Below are 21995 nucleotides of genomic sequence, written 5' to 3'. Positions count from 1 at the left end.
CCCGGCGATCGGCGCAAACTATTTGGCCCAGATAGGACTTGTCCAAGACAATGACGACGCGCGCGGCCGAGCAAGTCGACGAGTGGGAGTCGCGTCCGTTCACCGACGGCTACGAGCAACTCCGGACGCTCGCCGACCAGTCGTTCTCCGGCGCGGTCACGACGGGTCGTGCGACGCTGTACATGATCGAGGGCACGGCCGTCGACATCCTCGACGGGACGATCACGGATTTCGAGGACGCGACCGGAACGGTCCACAAGGCACCGACACCGGCGTTGCCACTGCTTGCAGTGATGCAAGAGCGCGGCGACGAGGTGCGAGCGAAGTACTACAGCGAGGAGACCGCGCTGCACGAGGTCGACAGGAAACTCTCCGAGGGGGGGTTCACAGGGCACGTCGAGTTGTCGGAAAACGTCCTCAGCGGCGATTACTACGTCGTCTACCAGGCAGGCAAGTCGATGAGCGTGGCCTTTCTGGGGGAGAGCGGCCAGCTGGCCAGCGGCGACGAGGCCTTCGAACGCGCCGACGACGAGGTCGGCATCTACGAGGTTCGACCTGTCGACATCGATCCGATCGAACTCCCGGACCCCCCGGCCGCGGAGACCGACTCGACGTCCGGGGACGACGAGGATCGGCCGACTGGTGACGAATCGGCCGAAACCGGCCCGTCTCGGGCCGACGACACCGACAGCGGAGCCAGCGATCCCAGTCAGGACGACGACGAGTCGGAGACGGACGACCGTACCCGTCGCGACGAACGACCGAGGGACACGGGTGACTCCTCCTCCGAGACAGCTGACGACCCTCCGTCGTCCGGGACGGTCGAGAGTGCCTCCTCCTCCGAGGCAACTGATGACCCTCCGTCATCCGGGACGCCCGAAGGTCGTGACCGGACTGTCAGCGCCGAACCCCGGCAGGAAACCAAACAAACGACACGCGAGCGGCGACACGAGGACGATTCGGCCCGGCGCGAAGAGGCCACGGAGGGCGCGACAAGCACCGCTCTCGAACGGCGGACGATTCCCTCGGTCGATCCTGACCGCACGTGGACGCCCGACGGCGAGACGGCGGACGACTCCCGGCACGAACAGCACCCAGAGACGGACGCGGCCCGGCAGGCGACCTCGGCCCGGCGCCAGCCCGATCGCCAGCACGCTGAACACGGGGGCCAGCCCGATCGCCAACGCGCGGCGTCCAGCGACGCCGGAGCGGAAATCGCCGACCTCGAAGCGCGGATCGAGGAACTCGAGGCCAGCCGATCGGAACTCCGGACGGAGCGTGACGAGCTACAGGCGGAACTCAAGCAGGTCAGACAGGAGCGCGACGACCTGCAGGAGGAAGTACAGCGACTCCGGACGGAGGTCGCCGACCTCGAAGACCGTCTCGAAGCCGCGGACGAACCCGCAGCCGACGATTCGCAACTGTCCCAGTCGTCAACGACGGGACCGTCACTGACGCCGCGGGAAGCGATCGCGGGGACGAACCTGTTCGTGCGCTACGGTTCGAGAAGCGACGCGACGCTGTCGAGCGCTCACGACGGCGAGGTGGACGCGGCGGCCGTCGACGCCAACCTCTCGCTGGAGCATCACACGGAGTTCGACGACTCGGAGGCGACCGTCGAGGGCGAGCCCTTCGAGTCGTTCCTGCAGGAGACGATCCACTACCAGTTCGTCGAGTGGCTCGTCCACGAACTCCTCTACGAGATCCGCGATACCGGCCACCGGAAGGTCCTCGAGGACCTCTACGACGCGATCCCGAAGATCGATCGCGTGCAACTGGCCGGAACTGTCACCGTGGACGGAGACGAAGCGACACCGCAGGAGGAGTCGTTCGACGTCGTCGTGCGCGACCGGATGGGAAACCCGCTCGTGGTGACGAACCTCGACGACTCCCGGACGGCGACGACTGAGGAGATGATGACCGGACTGGTGACCGCCGCCACGCGAGCCGGGGAAGCACACGAGCGGCTCGCCGGAGCCGTCTTTGTCACGTCGAGTTTCTTCGAGCCGGACGCGCTCAAGACGGCTGCCGAAGCGACTGGCGGCGGGATTCTCAGCCGCGACAAGCGCGAGAGCTTCGTCCGACTGTCGAGAAAAGGCGGCTTTCACCTCTGTCTGGTCGAGTCGCGTGACGGCGGCTTCCACCTCTCGGTTCCGGAACTCTAGCGTTCGACTTCGGCCGCGTCGTCGATTTTCATCCCGTCGAGCTTCTCGATGATGTGATCGATCTTACCGTCGAGATCGTCGACGAACTCCGCGGTCTGTTCGGTCGTGATCGCACCCTGACTGGACGGTTCGATGAGGTTCTCCTCTTCGAGCACGCGCAGCGAGTACCGGACCTTGTGGTGGGGATAGCCCGTCTCGTTGGACATCTTTACGATCCCAATCGGTTCGTTCTCGATGACCATCCGCAGGACCTGCAGATGGCGCTCCAGCATGTCGACTTCCTTCTCAAGCCGGTCTATCATGGCATTTGTTAACTTGTATGCCCAGGGTTTAAAGGTTGCTGTCTGAGCGAGCGGAAATCGCTACAGTGAACTACAACGTCCCGGTATTTAGATATTGGGATGTGTTCACAAGCAGCCGTCGACGGGGACGGACCGTAATCTGTTTACCCGGGTGGTGGGAAATCGGCCGTGATGACTGTCACGATCGTCGGCTCACAGCTCGGCGACGAGGGGAAGGGCGGCGTCGTCGATCTCTACGGCGACGCGGCCGACGTCGTCGTTCGATACCAGGGCGGAGACAACGCGGGTCACACCGTCGTCGAGGGCGGAGAGACCTACAAGCTCTCGCTGGTTCCCAGCGGCGCGGTTCGAGGCAAGATCGGTGTGCTCGGCAACGGTTGCGTGATCAATCCGCGGACGCTGTTCGAGGAGATCGACTCGCTGCGCGAGCGCGGACTCGATCCGGACATCCGCGTCGCCGAACGCGCACACGTGATCCTGCCGTTCCACCGCGTACTGGACTCGATCGAAGAGGACGTCAAAAGCGAGGACGATCAGGAGGTCGGAACCACCGGCCGCGGGATCGGCCCCACCTACGAGGACAAGGCGGGCCGACGCGGCGTCCGGATCGGCGACCTGCTGGAGCCCGACGTGCTTCGGGAACGGCTGGAGTACGTCGTCCCACAGAAGCGAGCGCTCGTCAAGGACGTCTACGGGCTGGACCCGGACGATCTGGAGTACCCGAACGCCTTCGACGTCGACGCGTTGCACGAGGAGTTCAGCGAATACGGCCGCCGGCTGGATTCGATGGCGGTCAACGCCGGCCAGTTCCTCACCGAGGCCAGGGCCGACGGCAAGAACGTCATGCTCGAGGGGGCACAGGGGACGCTTCTCGATATCGACCACGGCAACTATCCCTACGTGACCTCCTCGAACCCGACCGCCGGCGGGGCCTGCGTCGGGAGCGGGCTCGCGCCGGGCGTCGTCGGTGACGGCGAAGTGATCGGCATCGTCAAGGCCTACTTGTCCCGCGTGGGTTCGGGCCCGATGCCCACGGAACTTGGCGGCGTCGTCGGTGACACGCCCGGCTACGACGAGCAGGGCGAGGGCGAACACGAGGAACTGGCGACCTACATCCGCGAGGCAGGCGACGAGTACGGCACCGTCACCGGTCGGCCGCGCCGCGTCGGCTGGCTCGACATGCCGATGTTGCGCCACGCCGCCCGCGCGTCCGGGTTCACCGGGCTCGCGGTCAACCACGTGGACACGCTCGCCGGCCTCGAGGAAGTGAAGGTCGGCCACACGTACATGCTGGACGGCGAGGAGTGTCGGACGGTCCCCGCGACGACCGAGCAGTGGGAACGGTGTGAGGCCACGTTCCGTACGTTCGACGGCTGGCCGGAACAGGACTGGGGCGCCGTCGCCGAGGCGGGCTACGAGGCGCTCGACGAGAACGCGCGAGTGTATCTGGAGTACATCAGCGACGAACTCGACACGCCGATCTACGCGATCGGTATCGGCCCCGGCCGCGAGCAGTCGATCGTGCTCGACGAGCCCGAATACTGATCGTTCGAGGCGGTCGGACCGCGTCGGTGATGTAGCCGCGAGTATCGTGAGACCGACGGGTACACAAGTCTCGCCCGGGTAGCGCCGGCCATGACTGACATCGACGTCGAGGCGGTCGAGGAGATCGACGACGCGGCCGTGCCGAGCGGGGTCGACGCCCCCGACTACGTGCTCTACGGCGGCAAGGGCGGTGTGGGCAAGACGACGATGGCTGCCGCCACGGGGCTTGCAAGCGCCCGCGACGGTACGTCGACGCTGATCGTCTCGACCGATCCGGCACACTCGCTGTCGGACACCCTCGAAACCGACATCCCGGGCGAACCGACACAGATCCGCGAGGAGATCCCGCTGTACGCCGTCGAGATCGACCCCGAGGACGCCTTCGGCGAGAACCCGCTGGGCGTCGAGGACAGCCTCGGCCCGCTCGCCGAGCTGCTGGGTGACGACATGGCCGACCCCTTCGGCGCGGCGATGCCCGGCACCGACGAGGCCGCGGCGATGCGCCTGCTCGTCCGGTATCTCGACGACGAACGGTTCGATCGCGTCGTCGTCGACACCGCGCCGACCGGCCACACCCTGCGCCTGCTCGAGTTGCCGGACGTGATGGAGACGATGGTCGGTCGACTGATCGCGTTCCGCGAGCGCATGAGCGGCGTCATGGAATCGGTGACGGGCATGTTCGGGGACGGGGACGAACAGCTTGAGGAGGGAATGGGCGATCTGCGCGAGCTCAGCCGGCGGATCGAGCGCCTGCGAGCCGTCCTGCAGGACCCCGAGAAGACGGACTTCCGGGTCGTCATGGTGCCCGAAGAGCTCAGCGTTATGGAGTCCGAGCGACTCCTGACACAGCTTGAGGAGTTCGGGATTCCCGTCGGGACGATCGTCGTCAATCGCGTGATGGAGGATTTGACTGCCGTCGCGGACATCGAGGCCGACTGGTTCGTCTCGCCGAACCTTGACGACTGTGAGTTCTGCCAGCGCCGCTGGGAGGTCCAGCAGAAGGCCCTGCAGCGCTCGCAGGACGTCTTCCGCGGCCACGACGTCAAGCGCGTCCCGCTGTTCGCCGACGAGGTCCGCGGGGAGACGCTACTCAGGGCCGTCGCGGCCTGTCTCGAGTGATTCGGCTCAGTCTGACGATCACTCCATGTAGCCCAGCTGCTGGAGTCGCTCGGAGACTTCCTCGCCCGCTTCGGACCGCCGGCCCGCCGATTCGAGCGGGTCGCGCGTCTCGACGTCAGGGTCTTCGCGGAAGATATCGAGGACGTCGCCGCGCATGTCCGTCGGGACCGCACAGCCGGCGTTTGCCAGCACCGTCGGCGCGATGTCGGTGATCGAGATCCGCTCGCGCTTGCCGCCCGCCTCGAAGGAGGGACCGGACGCGACGAAGATCCCCGTGTTCGTGTTTTCCGCGGCCCAGCGGGCCGGTTCGGTCATGATCTCGCCGCCGCCGATCCCGTCGTTGACGTGGACGCCGGGGCGCTGTTCGACGACGACTTCCGGCGCCTCGTCGACGTAGGGACCGTCGTAGATCTCCTCGCCACGGTAGACGTCCGTGAAGATCCGGCCGTGCTCGTCCTCGACCGTCCGGAGGTCCTCGATCAGGGAGTCGACGACGCTCTCGACGTCGTATGCGGGGTTGACGTAGATCGGTCCCTGGGCGCTCGCGACAGCCTGCGTGTTCGGCAGGTCGATCGCGTCGAGCTTTTGACCGCGCTTGACGCCGGCCTCCTGGGGGACGAGTTGCTGGACGCGTTCGGGGACGGCTCGCGAGAGGAACTCGACCATCCCTAGGCGCTTGGCGACCGCCAGCGCGTTCTCCCGGGTCAGTCCCACCCGCTGGAAGACGCTCCCGATCGACTGGGTGCGTGCCTGATAGCCGTGTTCGGCCAGCCACTCGTTGACGTAAAACTCCGTCTGAGTCGGCCCGCTGCCGTGGTCGGACATCACGATCAGGTCCGTGTCCTCCAGGTCGGCGAGGCGACCGATCCACTCGTCGACGAGTTTCCAGCCGCGTCTGGTCGACGCTTCGTCCCAGAAGAAGTGATGCAGGACGTTCAGATAGAACAGCGTCAAGTGCATGAAGTCCAGATCGCGCTCCTCGAAGAGGGTGATGGCGGCCTCGAAGCGCGCCTCGAACAGGTCGAGGATCGCGTCGACCTCCGCGCCGGTCTCGTCGTTGCTCGATAGCAGCGGCTCGGGATGGACCCGGTAGCCGAATCGGTCTTCGAGTTCTTCGGCCAGTTCGGGCGGATGGGTGTAGCCCTCCTCGAGCGATCGGTACTCGCCCTCGACAGCGTCCGGCCCGCCCGAGACGATGAAGTCGTCGATCTCGCGCGGCGGGTACGTCGACGGCATGTTCATTATGCCCGCCGTCTGTCCCTCGTCGTTGAGGTAGTCCCACAGCTCGAGCGTGTCGAAGTCGTTACCGTTGCAGACCGAGATCTCGCCGGCGTCGAGATCGACGCGCTCGAACCAGAAGACGCCGAACCCGCCGGGGTTCTTCCCGGAGGCGTAGCACTTCCAGTTAGGGAAGGTCACCGGCGGCAGGCAACTGCGACTCTCCGCCCACGTGCCCGACTCGCGCAGCGCCTCGAGGTTCGGCAACTCGCCGGTCTCGATCCAGGGCTCGAGCAGCCGCCAGCTGGCCCCGTCCAGCCCAAGCACAAACGTTCTGGTCATAGCGGCCGTTGCCCTGCACCCGCCAAATGTCTGTCCATCCCGCGGTGGTCACTCGCCCGTCTCCCAGGACGGATCCAGTTGTATCGTCGGGTACCAGCCGACCAGCGCGGGGAGATAGACGCCGAGAAAGCGGTCGATGAGAATCGTCGGCCCGGCGATGGTCGCCGGGACGCCCAGCGCGGCCAGCACCAGCGTCGCGGAGGCCTCGGCGACGCCGATCCCGCCCGGCGTGATCGGCAGCAGCGTCACGGCGTAGGCGGTCACCAGCGCGATCGGCAACAGGAGCACGGCGAGTTCGACGCCGGCGACCGACAGCGAAACCGGCGCGAACGTGACGCCGGCCGCCGACAGCAACACCCACACCCGGACGCCGGGAACGACCAGTAGCGCGATCGTCCAGCCGACGGTATACCCCCCGATCGCGACCGGATCGCGGCGCAGCCGAGTCAGCGTCTCGGCGGTCTCCTCGCCGATGTCAGGCAGTGCACCGACGGCCTTCGCCAGCAGCGCCTCGGCGTATGGGAGTCGCTGGATCGGGACGCGCTCGCGAACCGCGGCGGCCACCGCTGCGGCTCCGTCGAGCCGTGTCCCGGCCACGAACAGCAGCGGGCCGACGACGAGATACAGCCCCGCGGAGGCGGCAATCACGACCAGCAGTCCGACCGACAGCGACGAGGCGAACACGCCGAGACCGGCCAGTGCGACGACCCCGTAGAGTACGGCGTACAGCGCCGTATGCAGCGTCGCCACCGCGACGACTGTCCCCCAGGGGTAGCCGGTGTACTGCCGCAGCACCGCCGGTGCGAGGGACTTGCCGACGGCCTGTGACGGCGTGAGGTGGTTGATGAACCGAACCGTCAACAGCACGCCGGCAGCCGCCCGGAACGGCGTCGAACGTATCCGGTTCAGCAGGACGTGCCAGGTCCAGCACTGCGCGACCGTCCCGATCACCGACGCGCCGAGCACGATCGCGACGGCCGAGGGTGCCATCCCCGAGAGCGTCGTCACCACCTCGGCCCAGTCGGCCCGGACGACCAGCCACGCGAGCGCGACGGTCCCGATCCCGTAGCGTAACGCCCACAGCACGCGCCGCCGGTCGATCATCGCGGTTCTCCCGTGGCTATCATTCCGTCTCCTCCACAACGTTTCGGGCGGTGACGAACTCGAAATCGCTCTGTAGGATCCGTTCGACGGCACGCCACATCCACTCGCCGGTCCGGACGTACACCCGTCGTGGAACGCCCTCGACGGGCGGGAGGTCCGCGAGCTCCCACGGGTGGACGTACAGGACGGGCGCGATCCCGCGTCTGGCGAGCAGTTTCATTCCCAGCAGGGTGTAGTGGACGCCGAAAAACCGGATCCAGGTCCCCGTCAGCGGCAGTCCGAGCCCGGGCATTACTGCGATCGGCAGTTCGGTCACCGAGTCGGGTGCGTTCGCCCGCAACTCGCTGGCCGGCGTCGGTTCTCGCACTGACCACTCGCCGCCGTACCAGCCCGGAATCGACCGGCAGGGGGCGACGCTGGAGTCGTATTGGTAGCCCGCATCGGCCAGCAACTCGAAGTGATCCGCGCCGAAATCGAAGGCCGGAGCACGAAAGCCCGTTACCGATGCGTCCGTCACCGACTCCAGAATCTGTCTCGATCGCGTCAGCTCCTCGCGACGCTCGGCGACTGTACGATCGATCAACAGCGGATGTGTGTGCGTATGGGAGGCGATCTCGTGGCCTCGGTCGGCCGCGGCGACGATCCGATCGGGATGGCGCTGGGCGACTTCCGAGACGACGAAGAAGGTACTGGTCGCGTCGTGAGTCTCGAACGTTTCGAGCAGTCGCTCCGTCTGATCGGGGCCGATGTCCTCGGGATCCGACGTGGTTCCCGACGCGCTCCTGTAGGCGGGCGTGTGAGCGAAACTCTCAAAATCGACCGAGAGGACGGCACGAGCTGTCATGGATCAGTCCTCGTCGTCGGTCCGCTGTTCGAGGTCGTAGCGCAGCAGTGCGAGTTCCTGGTTGAGATCGGAGAGCCGTCGGCGGCTCTCGACGAGCTGGACGTAGGTGTAGAAGACGACGAACAGCAACAGGAGGTTCGAGACGAAGAAAATTGAGTCGGTACCGGGGCCGAACCCGAGCGCGGAGAGCGTCCCCTCGAGCGCATAGAGTAGATCGACCGACTTCAGCGCGCTGCCGACCGAGATCGCGAGCAGTCCGATCCCGAAGCCGGCCCACAGCAGGAACTCGAAGACGCTTCCCTTGCGTGCAGCGACGAGCCGGTAACTCTGGTACAGTAGCGCTAGCCCTGCGACGGCGCCGATTCCGTGGATAGGAGCGAGTTCGAACCCGATCATCTGAACAGGAGCACTTTCATCGTGGTCTTGATCATCCGCGGCGGGTACTTGAGGAACGTCCCGAAGTCGAACTGTGACCCGTCGGTCTCGGGGGGCATCGGCGTCGACACCTCGACGATCCGGTATCCCTTCCGGGACGCTTCCAGCGTCTGTTCGAGCGCCCAGTGGCTGTTCTCCGGTCGGGAGAGGTCCGCGAGCAGCTCGGTCGTGTACGCCCGGAACCCGCTCGTGACGTCCGTGATGTCGAGGTCGGCCAGCGTGTTGACCTCCCAGGTGAAAAACTGGATTCCGGCCCGCCGGACGAGGCTGTACTCCTTGTGGCTGTCGTTGAGCCACCGGCTTCCGATCACCATGTCGGCCCCGTCGTCGATCCGTTCGAGCAAGCGCGGGATGTCGGCCGGGTCGTGCTGTCCGTCGGCGTCGATCTGGATGACCACGTCGAACTCTTCGCGTACGCCGACCCGATAGCCGGTGTGGACCGCCCCCCCAACGCCCATGTTCTGGGGATGGGAAACGACGCCGTCAGCGACCTCACGTGCCCTTTCGACGGTGTCATCCGTGCTCGCGTCGTCGACGACGACAATCCTGTCGACGTAGCGATCAGTCTCGGCGACGACGTCAGCGACCGTCTCGGCCTCGTTGTACGCGGGCACGATCGCCAGCACCGACAGGTCCGTCTCCACGTCTCGGGCTGGCTGCTCCGCGTCCCGGTCGGCCGGCGAGACGTTCGAACCGGCCTGTGAAAGGTCGTTGTCCGTTCCCGTCTGGGTCGATTGCGTTTCCATGACTGTCCCCGGCGAGATACCTGACCGTTCCCCGTGGGCTCTCAAAGACCTTTCGAGGGCAGATTGCCGGGAATCGCCTGTCTTTTTGTACACCGAGGCGATACCTGACGGTGATGTGGTTGCCCTCCCCGCTCGACCGCGCCCGCCGACAGGTCCGTGAGGATCTCGCTGCCGACCCGTATCTCAAGTACATCCTGTTGCTGTCGGCGCTGCTCTCGGCGTTCTGGCTCTGGCATCGATTGCCGAACTTCGCGACCAGAGACGAGCGCTGGCGGGTCGTCGACGTGATGGAGGTCGCCGGCTTCGTCGTCAACGACGGGTTCGGCCTCGAGACGCTACAGGAGGGGACGAAATACTGGCGCGTGTTCGGACCGACGCTGTATCTCTACGCGCTCGTGGCGCTGCCGGCGATCGCGATCGCGGTCCTGATCGGCGACGCGAGCGCGTTCGGTGACATCTTCGGCGCGCTCGGGACGGACTTCTACGCCCACTGGCAGTCGATCCCGGCCTGGCTGTGGTGGGCGACGGTCCTGCCGGCCCGGCTGACGAACGTCGCCTTCGCGGTCGGGTCGGTCTATCTGCTGTATCGGATCGGGACGCACGTCCGCGACCGGCCGACCGGACGGCTGGCCGCGCTGTTGCTGGCGCTGACCTGGGCCGTGATCGTCCTCGCACACGAGGCCGGCGAGGACATCCCGGCGCTGTTCTGTGTCCTGCTCGTGTTCTATCTCGCGGTGCGGTACGTCGAAACGGGTTCGCGTCGGCTCTTTCTGGCGGGGAGTGCCATTGGCGGGGTCGCGATCGCGTTCAAGCCGACCGCCGGCGTGACGGCGATACTGCTGGGCGTCGCGTACCTGCTTCGCGTCGGTCGGGCCGACGACCCCACGCGGGCGCTGTTGCGGCCCGAGTTGCTCGTCGGCGGTCCCCTGCTCGCGGTTTTCACGATCTATCTCTCGTTTCCGAGTGCCGTGCTCAACACGATCCCGAGCGGCGCGTCCGGCAGTGTGCTGGCCGAGCTGTGGGACGGCCCGGAAGTGATCCTCGATCGCGTCGATCGCGTCGCGGGCGAGAAGACGAGTTCCCACGGGTGGCTCTCCCGGCCGGCCTGGTGGTGGTACGTCCGCGGGAGCGCGAACGGCCTCGGCTGGCCGCTGGCGCTCGCCTCGGTCGCCGGGATCGCGGCCGGAGTCGGCGCGCTGGGGCGGCGAGCGTTCGCGGCGCTGGTGAGGGAGTCGAACGACGCCGGACGCGGGCGGCCGACCGTCTCGCTCGAAACCGCCGCGATCGCCCTCGCGCTGTCGGTGATCGCCGTCATGACCGGCGTGTACTCGACGTGGGCGTACTTCCGGACCCATCACCTGCTGCCGATGTTCCCGATGGGGATCCTGCTGGTCGCGCTCGCGTTGCAGTGGCTCGATACCGACCGCGAACGCGTCGCTCGCACGCTCGCAATCGTTCTGATCGTCTCGACAGCGATCTACGCGGGCGTCGGGACGGTCGGCTACGCCAGCCAGCCACGCGACGATGCCGTCGGCTGGCTGCAGGCCCACGGCGGTGCCGACACGACGGTCGAGACCTACGCCGGCGACTCTCAGGAGGCCGCAGTTCCCCACGGCTGGACGATCTACCGGACGGACGGCCTACCCCGGGGAGAGTGGATGCAGAACGTCGAACGGCGCTGTCCCGACTACGTCGTCCTCAACTACCAGCGCGCGATGATCTGGCTCGCACCGGACAATCACAGTCAACTGTCCGATCGCTGGACGCGGCCGGGCGACGCCGAGTACGTCCGCGATCTGCTGGCCGAGGGCGGCCCCTACGAGACCGAGAACGCACCCTACCCCTACGACGTGGCCGCGCGGTTCGGCCGAGAGCCGCCGTTTCTCGAGGACGGCCAGCCGTACGACCGAACCTGGAACGTGATCCGAACCGGGATCTTCCCCCGGACGATCCAGTACGGCGACCCCCAGGACGTCGGCGTCTACGGGTACACGATCGTCCTCGAACGGACGGGCGAATGCGACGAACCGTAAACTCCCGATACGTTTTTGAGTTTGCCTCTCGACGGACCGATATGGCTTCGCTTCGTGATCTCGGGCTGTCGGAATACGAGACTCGGACGTATCGATCACTGCTCGAGACGGGACCGACAACGGCGAAAGAGTTGTCGCGCCGGAGCGATGTCCCGATGGGGCGGATCTACGACGTGCTCAAGAGCCTGGAAACACACAGTCTCGTCCGGAGCCAGACCGCGAGCCGTCCGAAGAAGTACGTCGCGGTCGAACCGGAGACGGCGCTGGATCGCCTGCTCGAAGACAAGAAACGCGAACTCGAACAGCAGGCCGCCCAGTACGAGGAGATCGTCGATTCGCTAGCAGACGATCTTGAGGCCGCAGAGCCGCTCGGGGAGACGTTCTGGACGGCGGCGATCGGAGCCGAGGAGACGGCGGACCTGCTGATCGAGCGGCTCACGGCCGCCGAAGACCGGATCGTCATCGTCACCTCGCAGTTCTCCCAGCAGTTCGACATCGACGAGATCGGCGACCGCAGCGTCGCTACCCTCAAGGACGCACTCGACCGTGGCGTCGACATCTCGCTGCTCATGCCACCCGAGATGGTCGGTTCGCTCCCGGACGACGTCGGCGAGCGCTATCGGGAACTCCTGCAACCGCACGACGGTTTCGAGGTCCGGACCAGCGAGAACGTCGTCGGCACGTTCGAAGTGATCGACGACACAGAGGTCTGCATCGAGGTGCCCCACCCCCTCCGGGAGAACGAAACGTTCGCCGTCATCGATTTCAAGGATCCCGAGTTCGCCGCGACGGTCACCGCGGAGTTTCAGGCTCGGTGGGCGGACGCTCACTCGCTCGAACTGTAGGTCCGTCCGGTCCCGCTACGCTCGCCCTTCGCCCTGCATCCGGACGAACCGCACGCCGCCGTGATGTTCGCGGTCGAGCGTGCCGCCCTCGCGTTTGCTGGCGCGGACCAGCCGCTGGTGGCCGTCGCCCAGCGGGCCGAGCAGGACGCCCCCGGGCCGGACCTGTTCGACGACCGCGTCGGGGAACTCGGCGGCGGCACAGGTCAGATACGCGCGGTCGTAGGGGGCGTGCTCGGCCCACCCCTCGTGGCCGTCGCCGGCGCGGATCGAGACGCCCTCGTACCCCAGTTCGGCCAGCCGCTCGCGGGCCTCGCGGGCCAGCGACTCGTGGTACTCGACGCTGTAGACGCTACCGGACCCGACGAGCTCGGCCGTGACGGCGGCGTGATAGCCACAGCCGGTGCCGATCTCCAGCACTGTCTGTCCGGGTTCGAGATCCAGCAGTTCGGCCATGATCGCGACCATGTGTGGTGCGCTGATCGTCTGCCCCTCGCCGATCGGGAGCGGCCGGTCGGCGTAGGCGCTCGATCGCTGGCTGTCGGGGACGAACTCCTCGCGCGGAACGGCCCCCATCGCCTCGATGACGTCGGAATCGTCGATCCGCTGGCGAAGACCTTCGAGAAGGTGCTCGCGCGTTGCGTCGTCGTCGCCACCGAACATCCTACCACGCCGACCAGGCGGTCGAACTCTCGTCGCGGACGAGCAGACGCTTGACGTCCTTGGCGAAGGCCATATCGCCGTCGTGATCGAGCTTCTCGTGGGTGTATCCGTGGGCGTCTGCCCGGAGGTGAATCCCCTCGATCGTGAACTCCAGGTCGCCCAGTTCGTCAGTCTCGCCGACGACGAACTCGTAGTCGCCGGGGACGTGCAGCGTCTCGCTGCGCGTGCCCTCGCGGTCGCCGTCCTTCGGGTGGACGGTCGCGTCGACGCTGACGTTGCCGACTGCGCGGGTCCAGATTGTCCGGACGGCTTCGGCCGGGGCCTGCTCGACCCGATCCTCATCCAGTTCGAGACTGGTGATCCGGACGGTCATGATCGCCTCGTCGGTCTCCAGCAGGAACTCCTCGCCGACAGCTAGCGTCTCCTCGGCTGGCACGTCGGTGCTCGCGGCGAACGACTCGCCGTCCTGAGAGACGACGACGTCGCGCTGGAGCGTGGTCTCTTCGGGCAGACTCGTCTTGTGGACGTGTCCGCACTCGGTGCATCTGACGGTCGCCTGACCGCCCTCCGAGAGCACCTCGTGGACGGTCTCGAACTCGGGCGAGCAGGCCGGACACGGCACTGCGATCCGATCCGTAGCGTCGGTCATACCTGCTGGTACTCGGTACGCACGTAAAAGCCGTGTGACAGCCGGCGCGGGAGAAATATGGGGGACAGTTCACTCGGCGCGATCGATGTCCAGCTCCTCTTCGACGCCCTGGAGCCACTCCGAGTCCGCGAGTTCTTCCATCCGCTCGCGGAAGTGCTCCTTGCAGACGCCGACCTTGATCCCGTCCTTCTCGACGGTGACGTCGGCGTCACGATCACAGTAGTGGCAGTTCATGGTCTACCGTACGGCCGCGACCACATTGAACCCTGCGTTTGTCGTCGTGCGTGCGTCTGACAGGTTCGACGGGACGATCACTCGACGGCCGGGTGTGGAAGCCGTTTTCGGACCCGCTCGAACGCCTCGGCGTCGAGACCAGTGATCCCCAGTCGCCGTCCGTGCGCGTCGCTTCCGCCGGTCGCCAGCAGCCCGTGGCGATCGATCGCCCGCCGAACCCTGCCAAGATCGGCGTCGTGATCGTACGGATAGGCCAGCTCGACGGCGTCAAGTTCGGCGGTCAGCTCGAGGGCGTGGTCGGGGTCGCGGTAGCGCAGTGGGTGAGCCAGCCCGACGAACGCGGCCGCCTCTTCAAGCAGTCGCCGGCCGGTCTCGAAGTCGGGAATCTCCCGGGCGACGAAACAGGGGTCGTCGTCGCCGATGAGCGTCTCGAAGGCCTCCTGATAGCCGAGATCGGCGTCGCTCTCGGCGATCGCGCGGGCGACGTGTGGCCGCCCGACGCCCGGATGGAAATCGACCCCCAGCGCGGCGCCGAGCCGGTCCTCGACGCACTCGACGATCGTCCGGGCCCGCTCGATCCGGTCGCGCTGGATGCGCTCGCAGGCCGCCTCGAGGTCGGCTGTCGGCTCCAGCCCGTACCCGAGCAGATCGACCCGCTGGCTCCCGGCGTCGACCCGGAGCTCGATCCCGTGGACGACCGTCAGGCCGTCACGGCGGACGACCGGGTCGTCCAGGTCGGGCTGGAGCCGATCGTGGTCGGTAATCGCGACGGCGTCCAGCCCGGCCTGGCGCGCGGCTGCCGGCACCGCCTCGGGGTCGAGTTCGCCGTCCGAGACTGTCGTGTGCACGTGCAGATCCGCGCGGACCATATCCCCCGTTACCCGGCCTCCCGGAAGCACTTTCCGATCCGTCAGAGACGATTGCGCTCTCGACGAACCTTAAACACATACGGATACCTTCGATAGAACTGTATGATTAATAGTTAAGGTTTATGCCTCCGCGCCGGTTCGACGCTTGTATGAAACTCACAAAAGCTGTCGAACAGTTCGAGACTCACACCTACCCGGCGACGACGGAGGAGTTGATCGAGGCGTACGGCGAGACCGAGTTGACGTTGCCCAACGGGACCGAGACGCTGGGGGAGGTCCTCGGCCGGTTCGAGAGCGAGACGTTCGAGACGGCGGGCGATGCTCGCACTGCGACGTACTGTGCGGTTTCGAGCAAAGGGATCGGCCGCAAGTACTACAGCGACCGCGATCCGATCGCGCCCGGCGAGGACGGCCCCGACCCGCTCTCGCTGTGACCGCCGGTCACGCGTCCGGAACGGGACTCGCTACGCGGGCCGCTACTTGTCGAGAAAGTCCGGTTTCGAGACGCGGTCGCGGCTGTCGATATCGGATCGATCGAGGATTTCGGTCTTGTCCAGTGCCGCAGGCAGGCGGTTCTGTCCGCCAGTAGGGACCTCGTCGCGGTCGACGGTGACCGTCTCGCCCTCGACCAGTTCCGACCAGACGTCGTCCTCATCACCGTTGTCGGCCTCGTGTCTAGCTTTCTTGGCCTTGTTCTTGCCTTCCTCGAACGCCAGCTCGACGATACTGCGGTCGTAGGACGTGTCCATCTCGGCGACGATTCGCTCGTACTCGTCGCTGTAGTCGTGCCCCAGCGAGGCCGCGACACCGATCGCGAACGCCCGGCTCATCGCCTCGTCGCGCTCGAGAGCGTCCCAGTCGGTGTCGTAGGTCCGTTCGTACATCCTATCCCTGGAGTTTCTCCTCGGAGTGGACCGCCAGTCCGCGGTCGCTGAACGAGATCCGGCGGATGTCACAGTCGATCGGCGTCCCGCGCATCTTGATGACCTGCACGCCGCGGGTCATGCCGCCCGACTCCAGGTAGTTGTGGAAGAAGATGACCCCGTGAGCGAGGTAGTGTTCGTCGGAGTAGGCGCTCGGGTCGGTCATCTCCGAGATGAGGATGATCGTCGCGTCGGTCTGTTTCAGCGCCGAGAGGAAGCCAGTGATCTCCTGGTTGGCGTCCGAGAAGAAGTGCTGGAGCAGCATCGTCGAGTCGATTACCGCGCGATCGATGTCGTTGGAGTCGAGATAGGCGACCAGTCGGTTGGTCAGTCCGCCCTCGTGGCCGAACTGCGTGATCGTGCGCTTGCCGCTCTCGGTCACGAGATTGAGGAACTGGACGGCGTCGGACTGCATGGCCTTGTCGAACCCGAAGTCGAACCCGGACATGTCCTGCATCAGCTCCTCCTTCGTCTCGTGCATCGTCACGTACAGGCAGTTCTCGCCCTGCTTTGCGCCCTGCGTGATGAACTGCGAGGAGAACGTCGTCTTCCCGCTGCCGGGCGGGCCGCTGACGACGTACAGTCGCCGCGGCAACAGCCCGCCATCGACGAGTTCGTCGAACCCCTGGACGCCACTCGAGATGCGCATGCCTGACACAGCGTGACCTCGCGCCATAGATGTTTCCTCATCGTTTCCAATCGTGATAACTCTCCCGCCACGGCTGTCCCCGGGATAACCTCGTGCGCGTTCGACATGATTCCCATAGGACGCTCTCGTGCACGTTCGACATGATTATCATGGGACGCTCTCGTACACGTTCGATATTGCCGTTTCCAGATCGGTATCGGCCAGCGAGAACGCGAAGCGCTTTTGCCCGCAGACTGATTCCAACACACCAATGACTGTGAATGCGTATCGGAGGTGTCTCCCGTGACCAGCGAGATGACCGAAATCACTGTCGTCGGCGAGGACGACACCGGACTGATCGCCAACGTCACGTCGCTGCTGTTCGAGCGCGGTATCAACATCGAGGACCTCGATCAAGCCGTCCGAGAGGGCCTCTTCCGGATGACGATGCACGTCGACACCGCGGAGATGGTCTGCACGGAGTCGAAACTACGTGCTGACCTTCAGAACCTGGGCGAGGAACTCGATGTCGACATCAAGGTCCGGTTCCCCAAGGACCGTGAGACCCAGTCGATCGCCGTCCTCGTGACGAAGGAATCGCACTGTCTGGAGGCGATCTTCGAGGCCTGGGCCAGCGGCGAGCTCGGCGCGGACATCGACGTGGTGATCGGCAACCACTCCGACCTGGAGCCCCTCGCCGAGAAGTACGAGGTCCCGTTCCACGACATCGGCGACGAGAAGGGCACGCCCGACGAGGCGGAACTGCTCGATCTGCTCGAGGAGTACGACTCGGATCTGATCGTACTGGCCCGATACATGCGCATTCTCAGCCCGGACGTCGTCTTCCGCTACGAGAACCAGATCATCAACGTCCATCCGAGCCTGCTGCCCGCGTTCCCCGGCGCGTCGGCGTACATGCAGGCTATCGAAGAGGGCGTCCGCATCGCCGGCGTGACCGCCCACTACGTGACGACCGACCTCGATCAGGGACCGATTATCACCCAGCGCGCGTTCAACGTCCCCGACGACGCCACCGAGGAAGAACTCCAGCGGATCGGTCAGCCGCTTGAGGCAGAAGCGTTGCTGGAGGCGATCAAACTGCATCTCGATCAGGAAGTCTCCGTCCACCGCGGCCGGACGACACTGCGCGACCCCGAGGAAACTGACGCACAGTTGGGCGCACCCGAAAAGCTCGACGAACTCAATCCCGATCGACCGGTCGACGGTCTCGGCGAGTTCCTCGCCGAGCAGGAAGAAACGCAGGCCGAAGCCGACGATTAGCTGACCAGACGGACTTGTCTCCGAAGTCAACGCGTGAACTGGCCAGCTGCTGCCATCGGCAGGTAATAAATTATAAACTTATGTCAAGTTGTTAAACGCTTATGCGAGAGCAATACAGAACTACACGTAGAGAACGATTCACGCCGCGAGTGATGGCCCGGATCGGTGGCGAAGCATTCGCACTCAATGGACTGTCGCGGTCGGACCGGGGGGCGACCATGCATGAGCGAACGGTCGACGAGTTCGCCCGGTGAGCGACTCCTCGCACTGGCGCTGACCACGCTCGTAGTTGCGGGTTCGATCGCCGGTGCCGTGACTGTCTCCACTGGCATAGCGAGCGCCGCCAACTCCGGAAGCGTGGGGGGGGGACGCCGAAAAACGTACCACGACATCCCGGTCAGTGGCGAGGGGATCGTCAACTTCGACGCGGAGGCGACCGGCGACACGATCGTCGTCGCCGTCGTCATGCTCGTGGGATCGATGCCGGTCCCCGGGATCGCGTTCAACGCCCTGACTGCGACGATCCTGGCGATCACGATCGGACTGGGCGTCGCCTACTCGGTCCACGTCGTCCACCGGTTCATCGACGAGTACGACGAGCAGGGAGACGTCCACGAGTCACTGTTGACGACACTCAGCGGTACCGGCGGCGTCACCGCGATCGTCGTCCTGCCGCTGGCACTGCGTGCCTGGGCTCGCGTGTTCGGCTAGGGCCCTGTGAATTTTTGGCATGGGCGGTCATACTACGGGCATGGCTGGCATCAGCTACGAGGACTTCCTGGATCGGGACTACGAACCGCGCGATGACGACCTCGTCTGTCGGTTCGCGGTCCGGCCGGCCGAGGGACTGGATCCGGAGGCCGTCGCGGGCCGGGTCGCCTCGGAGAGTTCAAACGGGACGTGGGCACGACTGCAGGTGGAAGGGTCGATCACTGACCTGAGCGCACGCGCGTTCGAGATCGAGGACGGGCGTGTCAGCGTCGCTTACCCCGACACGCTGTTCGAGCACGGGAACATGGCGCAGGTGCTGTCGTGTATCACGGGCAACATCATGGGGATGAAGGCCGTCGAGCGGATCCGCCTGCTGGACTGTGAGTGGCCCGAGTCGCTGGCGAGCAGCTTTCCCGGTCCGCAGTACGGGTCGGCAGTTCGGGCGGAGATTTTCGGCGTCGAAGACCGGCCGATCACCGCCAGCGTGCCGAAGCCGAAAGTCGGGCTCTCGACCGCCCAGCACGCACAGATCGGCTACGAGATCTGGACGGGCGGCGTGGACCTGCTCAAAGACGACGAGAACCTCACCGACCAGTCGTTCAACCCCTTCGAGGAACGGCTGACCGAGAGTCTGGCGATGCGGGACCGCGCCGAGGAGGAGACCGGCGAGCCCAAGAGCTATCTGGTGAACGTGACCGCGCCGGGGCCGGAGATGCTCGAACGGGTCGATCTGGCGGCCGAACACGGCTGTGAGTACGTGATGGTCGACGTAGTGACGGCGGGCTGGAGCAGCGTCCAGCAGGTCCGCGAGCGGGCGGCGGACCTCGGGCTGGCGATCCACGCTCACCGGGCGATGCACGCGGCGTTCGATCGCGTTCCGGAACACGGCGTCTCGATGCGCGTGCTCGCACAGGTCGCTCGACTCGTCGGCGTCGATCAACTGCACACCGGGACCGCGGGGCTGGGCAAACTCGAAAACGAGGACACGAAGGGGATCAACGAGTGGCTTCGGTCGGACCTGCACGGCCTCGCTGACGTGTTGCCGGTCGCGTCGGGCGGGCTCCATCCCGGACTCGTACCGGAGTTGCTCGATGCGCTCGGGACGAACCTCGCGGTGCAGGTCGGCGGCGGCATCCACGGCCACCCAGAGGGCAGTCATGCGGGCGCGAAAGCGTTCAGAGCCGCCGTCGACGCCGCCGTCGAGGGGCGCTCGCTCGACGCTGCCGCCGAGGAGACGCCCGAACTCGCGACGGCACTCGAAACGTGGGGACGAGAGGGGACGCGGTGACATCCTCCGCGCCGTGAACGGCGGGGATTCTCTCGCCGAATCATGATCGGCTCGTTCCGTGTGCTACCCTATGAGTCAGTACCCTTTCAGAAAAAATTGCCTGTTTCAGGCTCTGAACCGCTTTCAGAACCGATAATCGGGCCCACAAATATATTTAGTACTGGATTTTTGAGTGATGTGTATCCATGACCGAGGTCTGCGCCGTCGCGGGTGCGAAAGGTGGCGTCGGGAAGACCACGACGAGCATCAACCTCGGGACCGTACTAGCTGACCTCGACCAGCGAGTCGTCACGGTAGAGCTGGACCTCGCCATGGCGAACCTCGTGGATTTCATCGATTTCGACGTCGATTTCGAGACGGCGACCACGTTACACGACGTACTTGCGGGGCGTGCCGAACTTGAAGCGGCGACATACGAAACCGACGGGGGATTGACGGCCGTCCCGAGCGGAACAGATCTGGACAGGTACGCGGACACCGACCTCGAACGCCTCCCGGCCATAATCGAACAGCTTCGCTGGGAGTACGATGTGGTACTGCTCGACACACCTGCAGGTCTGAGCGAGGAGACGATTCGCCCGATGCAGCTCAGCGACCTGGCGATCATCGTCTCGACACCGCGGATATCGTCGGTACGGAACGCACAGAACACGATCCAGCTGGCCAGACGGACTGAGACTGACGTGTTTGGACTCGTACTCTCCAAGTCCGGGACGGGCGCATCACCGGGTGCGACGCGTATCGCCGAGTTTCTGGACGTCGATTTGCTCGGTCACGTCCCGGAGGACGAAGCGGTGCCCCATGCCCAGGACCGAGGGGAACCCGTCGTCCGCAACGCACCCCGGAGCGGAGCGGCCATCGCGTATCGCAAGATCGCCCGGAAACTCGGAGCAACGGACGAGGTTGAGACGAAGCGTGCAGCTACGACTGACACGGAACTCCACCAGGTGGCGATAGACGAGACTGACGACGGCACAGCAATCACGACGGAGGGGACGCAGTCTACCTCCGACGACCGCCGTCGGATGGACCACACGCGACCGGAAACGACAGCGGACCCGCTAACGGAAACGACTGACCGCGTCTCGACACGAGGCGGGAGCGGCACCGGCGGACTGGCAGTTCCCGACGACGAACAGAAAGCGGACGCCGATCGAACGGCGGATGGCGAGGGGGGACAGGCGGCCGACGACGGGTACGACTCCGACGCCGCCGGACAGCGATCGCTCGCGGACCGGTTTCGGTCGCTCGTCGGGCTATGACGATTCGACCACCCGACTGCGGACGGTCGATCCCGAACGGATTTGCAACGGATGCAATGTCACTCACTGCCGACACGAACGGTCAGAACGGGCACTGACGAGGTTCGCACGACGCGTTCGGCGACGCTGCCCAGCAACAGGCGATCGATCCCGCCGCGGCCGTGGGTGCCCATGACGATGAGGACCATCCCCTCGTCTTCGGCGTACTGGACGATCCGGCGGCTCGGCGATCCCTCGACGATCTTCCGTTCGATTACCACGTCGTCGGCGTACTCGTCGATCACGTCGAGCGCGGCCGCCCCCTCCTCTTCGAGGATCGACGAGATCGTGTCCCAGGACGTCTCCATCGGGAGACTGTTGAGCGAGGCCGTATCGAGCACGTACAGCGCGTGCAGCGTCGCGTCGTGGTGGGCGGCCAGCTCGACCGCGTGTTCGATGACTGGCTCGATCTCCTCCGAGCCGTCCGTCGGCAGGAGTATCCGATCGTACATACGCTACACTCGTGTCGGAACTGTCATAACTGTACCCGACGGTCCCGGAAACAAGCCTATCGGAGCAGGACTTCCACCACGGCCCCATCGCAAGCCGGACACGCTCCGTGCTCGCGCGCGAACGCCCGTCCACAGTCCGCACACTCGTAGACCAGCAACTCGGGATCGTCCGGTTCGGTTCGACGCATCGCCTGTTCGACCTCGGTCCCGAGTGTCATGGCCCTTCGACTACGAATACAACGCCCGGGAGCATAGTATTTGTTCAGCGTTGTCACACATATAACGGCTGTTGTAACGGGTC

Annotated in this window: 24 protein-coding genes; 10 read left to right on the top strand and 14 right to left on the bottom strand. The window is 65.6% G+C overall.

Translation table 11 applies throughout. From position 1 onward, the window contains the following. Nucleotides 1-50 precede the first annotated feature (50 nt). Nucleotides 51-2165 (top strand): DUF7527 domain-containing protein, encoded by a 2115-nt coding sequence (locus HSR122_RS04485; protein ID WP_229111498.1) that lies wholly within the window; start codon nucleotides 51-53, stop codon nucleotides 2163-2165. Here the strand turns inward: HSR122_RS04485 and HSR122_RS04480 are convergent. Next, nucleotides 2162-2467, bottom strand: coding sequence for a hypothetical protein (locus HSR122_RS04480; protein ID WP_229111497.1), 306 nt, complete (start codon nucleotides 2465-2467; stop codon nucleotides 2162-2164). The two genes, HSR122_RS04485 and HSR122_RS04480, sit on opposite strands and share 4 nt — an antisense overlap. Before the next feature lie 171 nt (nucleotides 2468-2638). Between HSR122_RS04480 and HSR122_RS04475 the strand changes: the two genes are divergently transcribed. Continuing rightward, nucleotides 2639-4012 (top strand): adenylosuccinate synthase, encoded by a 1374-nt coding sequence (locus HSR122_RS04475; RefSeq protein ID WP_229111496.1) that lies wholly within the window; start codon nucleotides 2639-2641, stop codon nucleotides 4010-4012. A gap of 90 nt (nucleotides 4013-4102) precedes the next feature. Continuing rightward, nucleotides 4103-5131 (top strand): ArsA family ATPase, encoded by a 1029-nt coding sequence (locus HSR122_RS04470; RefSeq protein ID WP_229111495.1) that lies wholly within the window; start codon nucleotides 4103-4105, stop codon nucleotides 5129-5131. 18 nt (nucleotides 5132-5149) lie between these two features. On the opposite strand, the gene HSR122_RS04465 is transcribed toward HSR122_RS04470, so the two are convergent. The 5 genes from HSR122_RS04465 to HSR122_RS04445 are packed head-to-tail and all read right to left on the bottom strand — an operon-like array spanning nucleotide 5150 to nucleotide 9820. Then, the gene (locus tag HSR122_RS04465; protein WP_229111494.1) at nucleotides 5150-6691 is read right to left on the bottom strand and encodes an alkaline phosphatase family protein; all 1542 of its coding nucleotides are present in this window, start codon (nucleotides 6689-6691) and stop codon (nucleotides 5150-5152) included. A gap of 48 nt (nucleotides 6692-6739) precedes the next feature. Further along, nucleotides 6740-7795, bottom strand: coding sequence for a lysylphosphatidylglycerol synthase transmembrane domain-containing protein (locus HSR122_RS04460; protein WP_229111492.1), 1056 nt, complete (start codon nucleotides 7793-7795; stop codon nucleotides 6740-6742). A 19-nt stretch (nucleotides 7796-7814) separates the two neighbouring features. Further along, nucleotides 7815-8639 (bottom strand): polysaccharide deacetylase family protein, encoded by an 825-nt coding sequence (locus tag HSR122_RS04455; RefSeq protein WP_229111490.1) that lies wholly within the window; start codon nucleotides 8637-8639, stop codon nucleotides 7815-7817. A gap of 3 nt (nucleotides 8640-8642) precedes the next feature. Then, nucleotides 8643-9035, bottom strand: a complete 393-nt coding sequence (locus tag HSR122_RS04450) for a DUF2304 domain-containing protein (protein ID WP_229111488.1) — start codon at nucleotides 9033-9035, stop codon at nucleotides 8643-8645. After that, complete coding sequence (locus HSR122_RS04445) at nucleotides 9032-9820, bottom strand: glycosyltransferase family 2 protein (RefSeq protein WP_229111486.1); 789 nt, start codon at nucleotides 9818-9820, stop codon at nucleotides 9032-9034. The genes HSR122_RS04450 and HSR122_RS04445 overlap by 4 nt, the downstream gene beginning before the upstream one ends. A 113-nt stretch (nucleotides 9821-9933) precedes the next feature. Here HSR122_RS04445 and HSR122_RS04440 point away from each other — a divergent pair, with 113 nt between their 5' ends. Both HSR122_RS04440 and HSR122_RS04435 read left to right on the top strand, forming a co-directional pair. Beyond that, entirely contained in the window at nucleotides 9934-11853 is a 1920-nt protein-coding gene (locus HSR122_RS04440) for a glycosyltransferase family 39 protein (protein ID WP_229111484.1), read from the top strand. A gap of 41 nt (nucleotides 11854-11894) precedes the next feature. Further along, entirely contained in the window at nucleotides 11895-12698 is an 804-nt protein-coding gene (locus tag HSR122_RS04435; RefSeq protein WP_229111482.1) for a TrmB family transcriptional regulator, read from the top strand. A gap of 15 nt (nucleotides 12699-12713) precedes the next feature. On the opposite strand, the gene HSR122_RS04430 is transcribed toward HSR122_RS04435, so the two are convergent. The 4 genes from HSR122_RS04430 to HSR122_RS04415 all read right to left on the bottom strand — a co-directional run bounded on the left by HSR122_RS04430 (nucleotide 12714) and on the right by HSR122_RS04415 (nucleotide 15110). Further along, the gene (locus HSR122_RS04430) at nucleotides 12714-13358 is read right to left on the bottom strand and encodes a protein-L-isoaspartate(D-aspartate) O-methyltransferase (RefSeq protein WP_229111480.1); all 645 of its coding nucleotides are present in this window, start codon (nucleotides 13356-13358) and stop codon (nucleotides 12714-12716) included. A gap of 1 nt (nucleotide 13359) precedes the next feature. After that, nucleotides 13360-14007: an HVO_0476 family zinc finger protein gene (locus tag HSR122_RS04425; protein WP_229111478.1), complete on the bottom strand. Its 648-nt coding sequence runs from the start codon at nucleotides 14005-14007 to the stop codon at nucleotides 13360-13362. A gap of 69 nt (nucleotides 14008-14076) precedes the next feature. Next, nucleotides 14077-14241, bottom strand: a complete 165-nt coding sequence (locus tag HSR122_RS04420) for a DUF6757 family protein (protein WP_229111476.1) — start codon at nucleotides 14239-14241, stop codon at nucleotides 14077-14079. A gap of 77 nt (nucleotides 14242-14318) precedes the next feature. Further along, nucleotides 14319-15110, bottom strand: a complete 792-nt coding sequence (locus tag HSR122_RS04415; RefSeq protein WP_229111474.1) for a PHP domain-containing protein — start codon at nucleotides 15108-15110, stop codon at nucleotides 14319-14321. Between the two features lie 149 nt (nucleotides 15111-15259). Between HSR122_RS04415 and HSR122_RS04410 the strand changes: the two genes are divergently transcribed. Continuing rightward, the gene (locus HSR122_RS04410; RefSeq protein ID WP_229111473.1) at nucleotides 15260-15544 is read left to right on the top strand and encodes a DUF5789 family protein; all 285 of its coding nucleotides are present in this window, start codon (nucleotides 15260-15262) and stop codon (nucleotides 15542-15544) included. Between the two features lie 42 nt (nucleotides 15545-15586). On the opposite strand, the gene HSR122_RS04405 is transcribed toward HSR122_RS04410, so the two are convergent. Together HSR122_RS04405 and HSR122_RS04400 are read right to left on the bottom strand one after the other, a co-directional pair. Continuing rightward, nucleotides 15587-15994 carry a hypothetical protein gene (locus tag HSR122_RS04405; protein WP_229111472.1) on the bottom strand — a complete coding sequence of 136 codons (408 nt, stop codon included), beginning with the start codon at nucleotides 15992-15994 and terminating at the stop codon, nucleotides 15587-15589. A gap of 1 nt (nucleotide 15995) precedes the next feature. Further along, nucleotides 15996-16682 carry an RAD55 family ATPase gene (locus HSR122_RS04400; RefSeq protein WP_229111471.1) on the bottom strand — a complete coding sequence of 229 codons (687 nt, stop codon included), beginning with the start codon at nucleotides 16680-16682 and terminating at the stop codon, nucleotides 15996-15998. A 273-nt stretch (nucleotides 16683-16955) separates the two neighbouring features. Here HSR122_RS04400 and HSR122_RS04395 point away from each other — a divergent pair, with 273 nt between their 5' ends. From HSR122_RS04395 to HSR122_RS04380, 4 genes are all read left to right on the top strand, one after another. Beyond that, nucleotides 16956-17942 carry a formyltetrahydrofolate deformylase gene (locus HSR122_RS04395; protein WP_229111470.1) on the top strand — a complete coding sequence of 329 codons (987 nt, stop codon included), beginning with the start codon at nucleotides 16956-16958 and terminating at the stop codon, nucleotides 17940-17942. A 222-nt stretch (nucleotides 17943-18164) separates the two neighbouring features. After that, nucleotides 18165-18653: a hypothetical protein gene (locus HSR122_RS04390; RefSeq protein WP_229111469.1), complete on the top strand. Its 489-nt coding sequence runs from the start codon at nucleotides 18165-18167 to the stop codon at nucleotides 18651-18653. Between the two features lie 40 nt (nucleotides 18654-18693). Next, nucleotides 18694-19941, top strand: coding sequence for a type III ribulose-bisphosphate carboxylase (gene rbcL / locus HSR122_RS04385; protein WP_229111468.1), 1248 nt, complete (start codon nucleotides 18694-18696; stop codon nucleotides 19939-19941). 185 nt (nucleotides 19942-20126) lie between these two features. Next, nucleotides 20127-21203, top strand: coding sequence for a P-loop NTPase (locus HSR122_RS04380; RefSeq protein WP_229111467.1), 1077 nt, complete (start codon nucleotides 20127-20129; stop codon nucleotides 21201-21203). Between the two features lie 59 nt (nucleotides 21204-21262). On the opposite strand, the gene HSR122_RS04375 is transcribed toward HSR122_RS04380, so the two are convergent. Both HSR122_RS04375 and HSR122_RS04370 read right to left on the bottom strand, forming a co-directional pair. Then, nucleotides 21263-21694 carry a universal stress protein gene (locus HSR122_RS04375; RefSeq protein ID WP_229111466.1) on the bottom strand — a complete coding sequence of 144 codons (432 nt, stop codon included), beginning with the start codon at nucleotides 21692-21694 and terminating at the stop codon, nucleotides 21263-21265. Nucleotides 21695-21750: 56 nt separating this feature from the next. Then, nucleotides 21751-21912: a zinc ribbon domain-containing protein gene (locus HSR122_RS04370; protein WP_229111465.1), complete on the bottom strand. Its 162-nt coding sequence runs from the start codon at nucleotides 21910-21912 to the stop codon at nucleotides 21751-21753. Nucleotides 21913-21995: the final 83 nt, after the last annotated feature.

This window comes from Halapricum desulfuricans, from assembly GCF_017094525.1.
Lineage (GTDB): Archaea > Halobacteriota > Halobacteria > Halobacteriales > Haloarculaceae > Halapricum > Halapricum desulfuricans.
This window is presented reverse-complemented; position numbering and strand designations above follow the sequence as displayed.